At 49.5% G+C, this 12485-nt stretch carries 12 protein-coding genes; 3 read left to right on the top strand and 9 right to left on the bottom strand.

Annotated features, from left to right (window positions below):
* Positions 1-185: 185 nt before the first annotated feature.
* Complete coding sequence (locus tag DX130_RS19375; protein ID WP_116048177.1) at positions 186-545, bottom strand: hypothetical protein; 360 nt, start codon at positions 543-545, stop codon at positions 186-188.
* Entirely contained in the window at positions 505-1524 is a 1020-nt protein-coding gene (locus tag DX130_RS19380) for a DUF2332 domain-containing protein (RefSeq protein ID WP_116048179.1), read from the bottom strand. The genes DX130_RS19375 and DX130_RS19380 overlap by 41 nt, the downstream gene beginning before the upstream one ends.
* 230 nt (positions 1525-1754) lie before the next feature.
* On the opposite strand from DX130_RS19380, the gene DX130_RS19385 reads away from it, so the two are divergent.
* The 3 genes from DX130_RS19385 (at position 1755) to DX130_RS19400 (ending at position 4744) form a co-directional block, all read left to right on the top strand.
* Positions 1755-2402 carry a pentapeptide repeat-containing protein gene (locus DX130_RS19385; RefSeq protein WP_240644595.1) on the top strand — a complete coding sequence of 216 codons (648 nt, stop codon included), beginning with the start codon at positions 1755-1757 and terminating at the stop codon, positions 2400-2402.
* Between the two features lie 354 nt (positions 2403-2756).
* The gene (locus DX130_RS19395) at positions 2757-3638 is read left to right on the top strand and encodes a putative RNA methyltransferase (protein WP_165861367.1); all 882 of its coding nucleotides are present in this window, start codon (positions 2757-2759) and stop codon (positions 3636-3638) included.
* Between the two features lie 62 nt (positions 3639-3700).
* On the top strand, positions 3701-4744 hold the full coding sequence (locus tag DX130_RS19400) for a hypothetical protein (RefSeq protein WP_116048187.1): 1044 nt from the start codon (positions 3701-3703) through the stop codon (positions 4742-4744).
* A 47-nt stretch (positions 4745-4791) separates the two neighbouring features.
* Here the strand turns inward: DX130_RS19400 and DX130_RS19405 are convergent, their stop codons facing one another.
* The 7 genes from DX130_RS19405 to DX130_RS19435 all read right to left on the bottom strand — a co-directional run bounded on the left by DX130_RS19405 (position 4792) and on the right by DX130_RS19435 (position 12453).
* Entirely contained in the window at positions 4792-5691 is a 900-nt protein-coding gene (locus DX130_RS19405; RefSeq protein WP_116048189.1) for a GNAT family N-acetyltransferase, read from the bottom strand.
* A 180-nt stretch (positions 5692-5871) separates the two neighbouring features.
* Positions 5872-7080, bottom strand: a complete 1209-nt coding sequence (locus DX130_RS19410) for an MFS transporter (RefSeq protein ID WP_116048190.1) — start codon at positions 7078-7080, stop codon at positions 5872-5874.
* Positions 7081-7094: 14 nt separating this feature from the next.
* Positions 7095-8222 (bottom strand): Gfo/Idh/MocA family protein, encoded by a 1128-nt coding sequence (locus DX130_RS19415; protein WP_116048193.1) that lies wholly within the window; start codon positions 8220-8222, stop codon positions 7095-7097.
* 14 nt (positions 8223-8236) lie between these two features.
* Positions 8237-9052 (bottom strand): sugar phosphate isomerase/epimerase family protein, encoded by an 816-nt coding sequence (locus DX130_RS19420; RefSeq protein ID WP_116048194.1) that lies wholly within the window; start codon positions 9050-9052, stop codon positions 8237-8239.
* Positions 9053-9067: 15 nt separating this feature from the next.
* Positions 9068-10570 (bottom strand): ABC transporter substrate-binding protein, encoded by a 1503-nt coding sequence (locus DX130_RS19425; RefSeq protein ID WP_116048196.1) that lies wholly within the window; start codon positions 10568-10570, stop codon positions 9068-9070.
* Positions 10571-10627: 57 nt separating this feature from the next.
* Entirely contained in the window at positions 10628-11512 is an 885-nt protein-coding gene (locus tag DX130_RS19430) for a carbohydrate ABC transporter permease (RefSeq protein ID WP_116048198.1), read from the bottom strand.
* A 17-nt stretch (positions 11513-11529) separates the two neighbouring features.
* Positions 11530-12453 carry an ABC transporter permease gene (locus tag DX130_RS19435; protein WP_420818545.1) on the bottom strand — a complete coding sequence of 308 codons (924 nt, stop codon included), beginning with the start codon at positions 12451-12453 and terminating at the stop codon, positions 11530-11532.
* Positions 12454-12485: the final 32 nt, after the last annotated feature.

Genomic DNA, 12485 nt, shown 5'->3' on the forward strand with positions numbered 1-12485 from the left:
TTCCCATAGGATGCCCGAATAAGTCAGACTTACGCTTTACGATTATTGGCAGCAAGGGGTAACGTTCGCCCGGATATAGATACGCGGCATTCTGTGATGACAAAGCTAATTTCAGCACATTTATGATGATCAAAAAAAGCAGCTCCTCTCCCCAGCACGGGGCGAGAAACTGCTGCACATTAGCGTTATGGATTAATTTCAGCTTGAAAGGAAAACGGTTCTTCAGGGTCTCCTATGAAATGCAGCTCCCCATCCTCTGTTTTCAGTACTACATACACGTACAGTGTCTTTCCAATCCAAGGCACAATATTCGGTGTTGGGGTTGAAATGTCAACATGTCCTTCCAGAAACGGTTTTCCTTCATGAACAAGTACATGTTCGTTGTCATCCGATTCCAAATTGGCAATGTCCTCGGCCGTTGGAGCTTCGTCATACTTGATGGTTGAGATGAGATAATAAGCTGTAACAGGCTGAACAAACGAAACCACAGGATTTTTTATCATGTCACCTGCTGAACCATCGCCCATGTCCGTCAATTTCAGCAACAATGATCTCCTGCAATACGCCATTCCTATAGCCATCCACATGCAGCTGCCCATCCCGCATATTATTGTAAATATGAAACACCTCCCGCCGGCCGCCTAGCTGGTCGATTGTCTGAAGGAGCTCATTTTTATCATGCTCGGACAACTGGTTCGCTACATGGGTATGAAAGACGCATAATACCGATTCAGGATCAGTCATTTCCGCCAGTTCGGAAAGCAGCTTCACTCCGTTGCCTTGAACGAGCCTTGCTCCTCCGTTTTTTGCGATAGAAGCTGCCTTATCGAAGTTGGTTCTTCGCTCGGCATGCTCTGGCCAGATCAATGCTTGAAGCCATAGGCAGTCTTCTGCATCCGAAAGATCATTCACATGCAGATCAATGCCGATCCTGTCGGTTACAGGTGGACTTAGGGGCGACAAATCCGGCCAACCCTTCCCTCTCATCTCCGAGACAAGCACCAGCTCAGAGTTAGGATTGCCGAAAACTATACCAGGCTTCGATGAGTAGGAATAGCCGTAGCGGTCCCAATACAGCTGCAGTCCAGCGCTCGTGCCAATCTCAATCAGGGATAGCGGCCGCTGCATCGATGCATAGATGGAGCAAAAGACCGGATAAAGGTAAGCGCAGCGTCTAACCTCGTTCGTCTGCACATTTTTGCTTGCTAGAATAGGGATTATTTCCTCCCTATATTGCGCACAGAACTGCTTGAATGCTGGGAATGCTTCTTCGGCTGCACCAGGCTCTGCCACAAGACTTCCATAATACATGGCCAGCGGATGAGACTTGCCCTGCATCAGCAAGTAATGAACCGCACCGAACAGCAGATTGGGAATAGGTTGACCTTCCTTGGCTTGGGAAGATAATTGCAACAACTCTTTGTCCTGGGCTATTCTCTGCGACAGATACTCATACAGACGACTCGAATCTTTGCAGTCTTTGGCAAATCGACGAAAATCATTCGAAATGACATCCAGTTCCATGACGCTCACTCCCGTTACCATTTTCATTCACTTTACCACGCTATATTGATAAGCGAAACTTCGCATTTTCTATACACCATATAAAAATTATTTATCGTATGTGGACTGCCATTGAACGTTAACCACAACCACTCAACATGGGCAAAATCTTTGTTGTTTCAGAATTCTGCTATGTTAGTATGTAGTAAGGAAATATCGATCGGACCCTTATCCTATAGGAGATGAAAGCTATGACAAAGAAGAAAACCATGAAAATCGAATCACCCATTCTGCCCGCGAATCTACCTATACTATCTAAGCCGGACCTGGCTGTGCAAGATTTCATAGAGATGGGCATCATCCAGGATTGCGTCTTCGACGACCGTGATATTGACCGAGTTACGTTCGAGAAAATTATATTCAAGAATGTGATATTCGCGGATACGTCTTGGACCAGAATGGAGATGACCGACGTCATCTTCGAGAAATGCGATTTCTCCAATGCCGAATGGACAGATGCTGTCATCCACCGTACCGAATTCCGCGATTGCAAAATGATCGGCCTGCAGCTAACAGGGGCCACGATCCGAAACGTACTGATCGATAATGCCCTTGCCGACTATGCTTCGCTGCGAGTATCGAATACGAAGCAATTCATTATTCAGGACAGCTCCTTCAGCCGAGCTGACATCTGTTTCGCCAAGCTTCAGAAAACCGAGTTGTCCCGTTGCAATATCGACCGGGCTCAGTTCTCCGGCACGCCGCTTAGCGGCATCGATCTGAGCGATTGCGAATTCAATGGACTAAGCGTCAATATCGAGGACTTGAAGGGCTGCATCATCTCACGCGAGCAAGCGTATGTATTCGCAGCGCTGTTTGGTCTCGTCGTGAATGAATGATGATAGCAGGTGCCCAAAGAGAAAAAGCTGCCCAAGACAGCTTTTTTTTGATCCTATAAGAGAATCTACGCGTCAATGGGGACATCGGGATTCATGACCTCCTTGCCTCCAAGCTATACATTATGGGCGACCGGGATGTTTCTCGCTTCCGGAAAAGTATTCATGTTATGCTGGTATAGCATCGTTAATAGGGTCTTTGCGATTGGAGGCTATATTCACCATGATTCATTACATTCGTTTGCGCTAATGAGAGGCACGGTAGATAAGGCTCGGCTTTTTTTCTAAGGGAAGAAGCCAGGTTTATTTGGCTGTGCCTTTTTCATTCAACGAAAACGAATGGAAGGGTGTTTATTTGTGCTGAACAAACGCAATCGTATTCTTGCTGCCGAAGCCATGAGCGTTCACAGCAGCTTATTCCAATGTCCCGTTTGCTCCTCTATGATGCGTGTTGAGGACCTACGGCAGCTCGTCTGCCTCAAAGGGCACAGCTTCGATATTGCCAAACAAGGCTATGTCCATTTCTTACCGCGTCCCGCGCCGTCCAAATATGGTCAAGCCTTATTCCGCTCCAGAAGCATCTTAAGCCAGAGCGGCTTCTTCGAATCTCTCGATCGCCTGATAACCGACCAAATACTTACACATATCGAAAACCAGTCTGTCCGTCTGCTCGATATGGGATGCGGGGAAGGCTCACATCTGGCACGTATACTGGACATGATGCACACCGAAGGTTGCACTCAAGCAGCGGGCGTCGGATTAGATATTGCCAAAGAAGGCGTTCGGATGGCTGCCAGCCGTCAGCCCCATCTTCTCTGGTGTGTCGCCGATCTGGCTAGAAGCCCGCTGGCGAGCAACAGATTCGACTTCATACTCAACATTCTATCGCCAACCAACTATGCGGAGTGCCATCGCTTGCTGAGGAATAACGGTTTTTTAATTAAGGTCATTCCTGACAACGAGCATCTGCAAGAGCTGCGTGCGGCTTTCCGCTCATCCAGTGAGCCGCATTCCGGCGCCAAGCTGGAAGCCAGATTCCAGGATAATTTCGAACTGGTTAAGTCGCTTCCGCTATGCACACGATTAAAGCTAGATGCCTCACTCATCCCCCATGCCATTGCGATGACCCCTTTGTCTTGGCATGCGGATACAAGGAGCATCCAGTCTTTGCAGGAGCTTAGCTCCCTTGAGCTTACCTTGAATGTCACGATTCTAATCGGAAGAAAATATCGCCAATAAAAACAGACATCCCCATTCTTCTTCTCGGAAGAATGGGGATCCTTGCAAAGGAGAATCATCCCATGAAAGTAAAGGATGCACGCAAAGCAGCGGCTGAATGGGTACAGGCGCATGCCGCTCCTGAAGAATGGTTTCGGGGCGCATATTTCAGCGGCTCGACTATCGATATGCCGGATGACGCTGAACTTCCGACCAGCTCCGATGTCGATATCGTAGTAGTTACCGCAGAGGACGAGCCGCCGGTCAAGCCCGGCAAACTAGTATTTCAAGACGCGCTTATCGAAGTGACCCTATTGTCCTTGAATCAGCTCGACTCGGCGGAAGAAGTGCTCGCTTCCTATCATCTGGCAGGGAGCTTCCGCAGGGATACAATCCTAGCCGATCCTACCGGGCGATTGCGCAACCTTCAAGCCGAAGTAGGTCCGAGATTCAATGAAATAGCGTGGGTGCAGCAGCGCTGCGAGAACGCTCGCAACCGAATCGTGAGTGGATTGAGCTCGCTCGATGTCAACGCACCGCTGCATGACCGCTTGACGGCATGGCTTTTCCCTACAGGTGTAGCCACTCACGTTCTGCTTGTCGCTGCGCTTCGCAATCCGACCATCCGACTGCGGTACGCCGCTGCTCGTGAGGTTCTCCACGAGTACAGACTTCAAGAGGTATACCCTCAGCTACTACAATTACTCGGTTGCAGCCATCTTTCGGCTTCTCAGGTGGAGCATCATCTAAATGAGCTTGCCCGTACATTCGATGCCGCTGCTAAGGCAGTGCGGACACCCTTCTTCTTCCGCACCGACATTTCAGATCTCTCGAGGCCCATCGCCATTGACGGCAGCCGTGATCTGATTCGCTCTGGGCAGCATCATGAAGCGATATTCTGGATTGCGGCGACCTTCGCTAGATGTCATCAGATTTTCGCTGCCGATGCGCCGCACTTACAGCAGACTTATTTGCCCGCCCTTCTGGCGCTAACCGATGATCTCGGCGTGACAGATTCGTCTGCCATGGCAAAAAGAGCCGAAGCCGTGCTGCAATTCATGCCGGAGCTATGGGAAACTGCGGAGCGCATTCTTAGGTTTAATCCAACAATTCAACAGAAAGCTTAATCTTTGAAGCCGTGCTGCGATTCGCAACCTTGCAACCAGCATGCTTATTACGAATTCGTCACAGCGGTCCATTCATAATAATCTGTTGCCTTGCTTATGCGGAATCCTGTAGATTCATACAGACCGAGCGCCTGTTCATTCTTCACTGCCACTTCAAGGGCAATAGTCGCTTGCGGATCTTCAGCTCTAATCTCCTTAATGATCTGCTTTAGGATAGCCTTGCCATACCCGCGTCCACGCTCATTAGCTGCTACTACAAATCCATAGATGAACGCACTGCCGTTGACGATGCGGACATGTATCTTCCCTACCGTTCGACGAATACCTTCCTCGCCTTGGACTTCCGCCATATAGACACGGCTAGTCCTCAGCCCATTCGGCTTCTCCAGCAGGTTGGTCGCATCTTCTTCCGATAGTCCGAAACCTTCTACATTCAATCTTACAATGGCAGACTCGTCGGCCGAATCAAACTCCCGAAGCTTCAAGGATTCTAGTTGTTCACGATCCTCCTGAGGGCGCGGATCCGATAGCCCCATCCAATACTCCGAATAACCGTAAGGAATAGTCCATCGATCCATAACAGCCTTAGCAGACGACGAGCCCTGCTGGCACATAAAAACCAGCTTTGACACATTACGCCGCTTGCATTCTTCTCTCGCAGCCTGAACCATCTGCCCGAATAGGCCTTGGCGCCGATGACTCGGATGCACCATCCCGCTAAGCTCCACTTCCGTGGACAGAAATTGATAAACGCCCAGAAATCCGACTAGCTGTCCAGATTCATAGTAGAGAAAATCACTCGTCTCTGAACCCGAACGCTCCCGCAGCATATTCCAGTTGAGCTTCAGCTCAATCCGATCATGCCGGTTGCATGTATCGGCCAGCAGGCCAATTGCGTCCAGCTCTGCTTCATTTAATTTCTCTCTTGCATGTAAGCCACTTATCATGAATTCAACCTCCTATACAAGGGCAATAACCGAATACTAGATTTTCCAATACTTGAATGATTACTAGTGTACCCTGAATGAACGATGCTGCCTACCCGGACACACCGAAAACCCGTAGGCGAGCGCTCCAGATGGAGCGCCCGCTTACGGGTTTTGTCTAATCTCTCCTGTTCTCTATCCTTACATGGATTCTTGCCTGTTCGCGCCGACCGAACTTCCTGCCCTAAGAAAGAACTGCCGCAGCAGGAAGAATCCAAGCACACCGCATAACGTAAAGGCAAAGCAAATCCGGTACAATACTGATGCACCCAAGGTTTCGAACATCCAACCCCCGAGAACCCCGGCGACGATCCCGGATACACCGCCCCATGTCAACCCGTACACGGCCTGGCCGCTCGAACGATATTCAGCAGGCACCAGGTGGGACGTAAGCTGCGTTCCGATGTAATAGTATCCACCGAATGTGATGGAATGCAGCAACTGGATAAAGATGACCTGGATCGCCGAGCTTGCGACGGACATCAACAGCCAGCGAACCGAGAAAATTGCGCTAATGATGACCAGCCACCCCAGCATCGTGCGAGAGTTTTTCTTCAAATATTTATCCAATAGCAGGAACACAGGTACTTCCAAAATCGCCGTAGCGAAGGCGGACCATCCCACAATCGTATCCGTACCACCCAGGTCTTTAATATAGATACCAAGGAAGGTCATATTAATCGAATTGGGAATGGAGATTAGGACACCCAGGCAAACGAACAACAGAAAGTACTTGTTCCGAAATACTTGGAGATATCCCTTGTTCGAAAATTTCTCCTTCAACGGTCTTTCGTTGCCGCTTGGCATCAAAAATGTGAAGAAGATAGCGAACAACAGCATGATATCGAATACAATCCATAGCTTGCTAATGCCCAGCCAGCCGATAATCGGCCCAGCCACAACCGCGATCACCGCCCAGCCTAGCGAGCCCCATGCCCGGAACTCGCCGAACTTGCGGCTCGTTCCTTCGATGACATTGAGAATCAGACTGTTGCTCTGCGTGAACAGCGGACTTTGGAAGAAGAAATAAAACAGCATCAGCGTATAAATTAACGTATAAGACCCCGTCATAAAAACGAACTGCATACAGATGAAATTGCCGATTAAGCAAATAATGAGAATACGCTTATTGTTGCGCAGCCGATCCGCCCAATACGCCCAGAAAGGATTCGCTACCAGCCCGATGAGCGGACCGCCCGCTACCAGTAGTCCAATTTGCACATTGGAAATCCCCATATCCTTGAGATAGAGCGCAAAGAACGTGCTATAGATCGCAAGGGCTCCATAGAGTACAAAGTTGAATACCTTCAGCATTCCCAGCATATTACGGCTTATCGTATGGTCCGACATAATCCCTTCATCCCTTATACTAAGACATTAGTAGAAATCGAATGTGCGATAATTTCCTCTGCCGTTACTTCACGTCCCAGTTGATCCGACAAGTATACGCCTTCGCTGATCAGCATCGTCTGGAGCGCAATCTCCGCCGTAGGCAGCAACGGAACTCTGCCTTGAATAGCGGCAATCCAGTGCTGCTGCGAAGAGGCATAGGCGTCATAGTCCGGCTTCAGCCTGCCCCAACGCAAATCCATATCGTCCAGATTGATGGTGCTGTCGAGATCCATATCGGCTACCGTCGTGTGGAAGGTTAGCGCGCTCGTCTGCGAGATCGAGGAATACGATGGCAGGCGAACCCCACCTTTGCTGCCCAGCACGCTGGAACCCTCGAAGCCGCCCATATGAACCGACCACGCCTCAATCAGATCAAGCGTCACACCCTCTTCGAACCGGACGAAGCCGAGGCCTAGCTCCTCTACGTCGAATTGCGACTCATCCCGTCTCGCTGCATCCATATCCATCTCCTGATATACTTTGCCGGAGACGCTCTTCAGCGTCGGCACGCCGAGCAGATACAGGATTTGAGCGATATGATAGACACCCATATCAAGCAGCGCGCCGCCCGCTGCCGTTTCCTTACGATTGAAGAACTTCGTACCATAGCCGTCTACGAACGGACGGCCTCTGCGGCGGAATCCGGTTGATCTTGCATGATACAGCTTGCCGAGGCTTCCCTCATCGATCAAGGCTTTCGCTGCTTTCGTCTCTTTCTTATATAACGTATTGAGCTGGATATGAAGCAGCCGGCCGCTGGCTTTGGCTGTCTCAAGCATGGTCACACCGTCAAAGTAAGTACCTGCGATCGGCTTCTCGCAATAAACATGCTTGCCTGCCAGCAGTGCTTCGTTCGTCACCGGGGCATGGAAGTTGTTATGCAGACAGACGTCAATGGCATCGATATCATCACGCTTAAGCAGCTCACGGAAATCCGTATAGACATCCGGAATGCCGAACTGGCTGGCGACGGCTTGTGCCGCTTGTTCATTAATATCGCATACTGCCACAACCTCAGCGTCCTCAATCTTCGCGTAATTGCTCAAGTGTGTCTGGCCGATCAGTCCTACTCCTACAATACCGATTCTAATTTTGCTCACGCTGCTTTCGCCTCCTATTGTACGTTGCCTAATATTTTTTTCATCGTGGACAGCGTCCACTCTACCTCAATGTACTGATTCTTCGGCGCGTTATGTTCAACGGCCCAGTATTCGTTAAAGCCGGAATCAACCAGCATTTTCGCAATGGCCGTTGCACGTTCTTCCTGCGCCAACGTATTGCCGCCAAAATGAATATGGCAAGCCCACGGAGCAACAATCTCATCACCCAGCTCAGCATCGACCTTCCAACGATCCACATGCAGCAGGACGCCAAAGTTCGGATGATCTATGCCCTCGGCAATTTGCTTCAGGAAGTGAGGGTTAAGCGACGGTCCCATATGATTCTCCGGGCCAACTTTGAAGCCATAGTCAGCTCCAATCTTGCAGTACTCCTGGTATCTCGTCACAAGATGCTCGTATTGCTCATTGCTCATTTCGTAGAAGTCGCCATTCTCTTCCTTGGAATACGAACCGCCTGTATCGATACGCACTGTCTTGGCGCCCAATATTTTCGCCGCCTTCAGATGCTCCAGCGCGTTCTGATATTGCAGTTCACGCTTCTCTTCGTCCTTATCCCATAGCGAGGCTGTATCAATGGCGAAGTTGACGACAGTCATTCCCTTCTCATCCAGCGCTTCGCGAATCTTCACAATGTAGTCCTCGTCAGCCAGCTTCCATATCGGCTTGCTCTTATCCACGAAGAAACCGTTGTACAGATCGACCGTGTCCAGACCATACCGATACTTGACCGTCTCCAGATAACCGAATATGTCCATCTTGCCATCCACAAACGTGTTGTTGAAAGAATATCCACCGATTGAAAGCTTCATAGAATTGCCTCCCGATTATTTATTTTTGGCCCATTCGTCCAGCTGCTTCTGCTTCTCTGCAACAACTTTGTCAATGCCGGCAGCCTTCAGAGCGGCGATGAACTTCGGCAGATTCGCCTCAGGATCAATCGTGCCGGTCTCCAGCCCCATGGCATATTGACGGGTAACATTCGTAATGGCTGCCAATTCCGTCTTCACCGGAATCGGATTGTAGGTGAAGCCCATTGCTATCGATTTCTTAGCTTCCCGATTGTACTTATCCATCTCTTGCCACAGATTCGGCACATCCGTCGCCCACGTGTAGGAAAGAAGCTGATTGCCGAACATCCAGCCTTGTCTAAGGTTGAAGCCGCTATTGGATGCATCCACGCCCGGCGGGAAGTCGATCGAGCTGTCACCGACCTTGACGTAATGCTTGCCTTCGATACCCCAATTGATCAAGTTGATCAGATCGGGATCGGAGTAGAGCAGATTCAGGAACATCATCGCCCGATCCGTGTCCTTCGAGTTGGTCGGAATACCGAGCATAATGCTTGTAATGGATGTCGTGCTCGTAATTTGTGAGCCGATATCCACCGATGCCAGCTTCGTGTCGACTCTGTTTTCCGTCTGACCGACCGCGCCAGGCTTTCCTTTATTAATAACGGAGAATCCAATGTTCGCCTTAATGTAATCAACCGCTGTCTCTTTGCTTGTGGCTGCATCCTTATGAATGTAGCCTGCCAGATACCATCTTCTGATTGTGTTCAGCATGTCGGCATACTCTGGCGTCTCGTACAGATTAACGACCTTCAGCTCATCCAGATTGGGCAGTACGCCAATATAATCGCTAAGTACATCCCATCTAGTCTCAAGCAGCCTGTTCGCGATGGATGCGGCTGCGCTTGCTTTGCCCAGCACATTGACATTCGGTTCATTCTCGTGAATGACTTTGAAGATGGGATCTAGATCATCAATGGTCTTAATGTTACTAATGTCGAGTTTATACTTATCCAGCATATCCTGACGCATCAGAACAAGCGGATGGGATGCAAAATCCCGGTTGGTTGGAATGGCATAGGTCTGCCCGTTTACCTTCGACGCGCCCAGTACATCCGGCTCGAACGCCTTCGAAATGCCCTGTCCATGCTTCTGGAGCAAGTCATCCAGCGCGACCAGCTGCCCCTGCGCCACTTGTCTGGAATAATCACCTCCGCCGGTTACGATCAAGTCAACTTGCTCATTGCCCGTCAGCATAAGAATGGATTGCTCCGCCCACGCAGCGGGTTCAATTCTAACTAACTTCACGGTCGCATTGATCTTTTCCTTCGTAATCTTGCTCATTTCTGCTGCAATTTCGTCCAGATCCTTCTGCGGCGGACCGTAGAAGACCATATTAATTTCGTAAGGCAGCAGTCCGCCTTCACCTGCTCCGCTCTGCCCGTTGTTCGCAGGCTCATTCGACTTGCCGCACCCTGCGAGCATCAAGCTTGCCGTCATCGTAAGTGCCAGTACCGTTGTGCCCATTTTTTTGAACATATCCTTAAAGCCTCCCCTTTTTGGCTGTTCATATGGCATTGCTGTTTCCATTCTGTGCTAGCCCTTCACCGCACCAACCGTAAGCCCCTTTGCAAAGTACTTTTGGAAAAAAGGATACGTAATCAAGATCGGAATAACGCCAATGACCGCAATGGCCATCTTAAGGCCATGGCTCGGAATATCTCCAGCCTCAACCATGTTGTCCGCCGCCTGAACATTCGTCATCAGGTATTGCGAATTAAGCAAAATGGTGTTCAGCATGACCTGAATGCTATGCAGCTTGTTGTCGGTAATGTAGATCAGGCCGTTGAACCAGTCATTCCAATAGTTGATAATTTGGAAGATGCCTACGGCCCCCAGCACAGGCTTCGATAACGGAAGCACGATACCGTAAAAGATACGGAACTCCCCCGCACCATCGATCTTCGCCGATTCGATAACCTCAGACGGGATATTCATCGTGAAGAAGGTCCGGATCAGGATGACGAAAAACGCGCTGACCAGAAGTCCCGGCACCAGATATGCCGTTAACGTGTTTTTGATCTCGAAGACGTTCGTATACATCAGATACGTTGGTACAAGCCCGCCGTTGAAGAGCATTGTAAAGAAGATAATGAATGCGATGACGTTGCGAAACGGCAGATCCTTCCTGGAGATGGGATACGCCAGCAAAGTCATCATAATCAAGCTCACCGCCGTACCGAGTACCGTGACGAAGATGGAGATGCCGTATGCATTCAGAATCATCATGGGCTCCTTCAGCAAGAAGCGGTAGCTCTCCGCGCTGAACACGCTAGGCCAGATGGAGTAGCCGTTCTGGATAATCGCGCTCTCGCTAGTCAAGGAAGCGGAGATGAGTACGGCGAACGGAATTAAGCAGATGCAAGCGAATAGAAAGAAAATGATATGAATAACCGTCTGTTCCAATCGATTGGCGCGCATAGTCTCTGTCTCCCCCCTTAGAACAACGAATTATCCGGATTGATTTTTTTCACTGCATAATTGGATGCAAGAATAATGATAAATCCAACTACGGACTGGTAGAGTCCGGCAGCCGATGACATGCCGATATCGCCATTGCGAAGCAAGGAACGATAGACATAGGTGTCAATGACGTTGGTCGTCGGCAACAGCACGCCCGAATCCAAGGTGACCTGATAGAACAGGCCGAAGTCCGAGTAGAAGATACGTCCGATCTGCATAAGCGTCATAATGACAATGACCGGGGTAATTAACGGAATCGTAATTTTCAGAATTTGCTGGAACTTATTCGCTCCGTCGAGCGTCGCCGCCTCATAATACTCCTGATCAATACCGACGACAGCCGCGAAGTAGATAATACATAGATACCCTGCGGTGCTCCATATTTTCACAAAGGTTAAAATGTAAGGCCAAAATCCAGGTTCGCTGTACCACATGACTGGATCGATGCCAAGCCAAGGCAAGATCGTCTTGTTCATCAGCCCCGTCTCTGCGCTAAGCAGCGAGAACACGAGATAACCGATAATAACAGACGAGATTAAATACGGAAGCAAGACGACGCTTTGATAGAAGCGTGAAAAAAACCGATTCTTCATTTCGTTCAAGAGAATCGCCAGCGCCACCGCGACCACCAGATTCACTACAATAAAGACAAGGTTGTACAGAATCGTATTGCGGGTAATGATGTAGGCATCTGCCGTTTTGAAGAGGTATTCGAAATTTTTGAAGCCCACCCAGTCGCTACCGAGAATCCCCTTTGCAAAGTTGATGTCCTTGAACGCGATGATCATCCCTAGCATAGGCACATAGTTGTTAATCAACAGATAGGCAATGCCGGGAATTAACATGATGTACAGCATCTTAAATTTCATAGCTCTCTTCAGGGTACTCCCATTAGCCATAGCCTTCATGGCCAGCCTCCTTCCCTCTTGAA

It is taken from the genome of Paenibacillus paeoniae, from assembly GCF_003388735.1.
Taxonomy (GTDB): Bacteria; Bacillota; Bacilli; order Paenibacillales; family Paenibacillaceae; genus Pristimantibacillus; species Pristimantibacillus paeoniae.

What these genes read in the sequence shown, in the direction of transcription:
- DX130_RS19385 (WP_240644595.1), top strand. Translation starts at nt 1,755, where the DNA reads ATGACAAAGAAGAAAACCATGAAAATCGAATCACCCATTCTGCCCGCG.
- DX130_RS19380 (WP_116048179.1), bottom strand. Translation starts at nt 1,524, where the DNA reads ATGGAACTGGATGTCATTTCGAATGATTTTCGTCGATTTGCCAAAGAC.
- DX130_RS19410 (WP_116048190.1), bottom strand. Translation starts at nt 7,080, where the DNA reads ATGTCGGACCATACGATAAGCCGTAATATGCTGGGAATGCTGAAGGTA.
- DX130_RS19435 (WP_420818545.1), bottom strand. Translation starts at nt 12,453, where the DNA reads ATGGCTAATGGGAGTACCCTGAAGAGAGCTATGAAATTTAAGATGCTG.
- DX130_RS19430 (WP_116048198.1), bottom strand. Translation starts at nt 11,512, where the DNA reads ATGCGCGCCAATCGATTGGAACAGACGGTTATTCATATCATTTTCTTT.
- DX130_RS19425 (WP_116048196.1), bottom strand. Translation starts at nt 10,570, where the DNA reads ATGTTCAAAAAAATGGGCACAACGGTACTGGCACTTACGATGACGGCA.
- DX130_RS19420 (WP_116048194.1), bottom strand. Translation starts at nt 9,052, where the DNA reads ATGAAGCTTTCAATCGGTGGATATTCTTTCAACAACACGTTTGTGGAT.
- DX130_RS19400 (WP_116048187.1), top strand. Translation starts at nt 3,701, where the DNA reads ATGAAAGTAAAGGATGCACGCAAAGCAGCGGCTGAATGGGTACAGGCG.
- DX130_RS19405 (WP_116048189.1), bottom strand. Translation starts at nt 5,691, where the DNA reads ATGATAAGTGGCTTACATGCAAGAGAGAAATTAAATGAAGCAGAGCTG.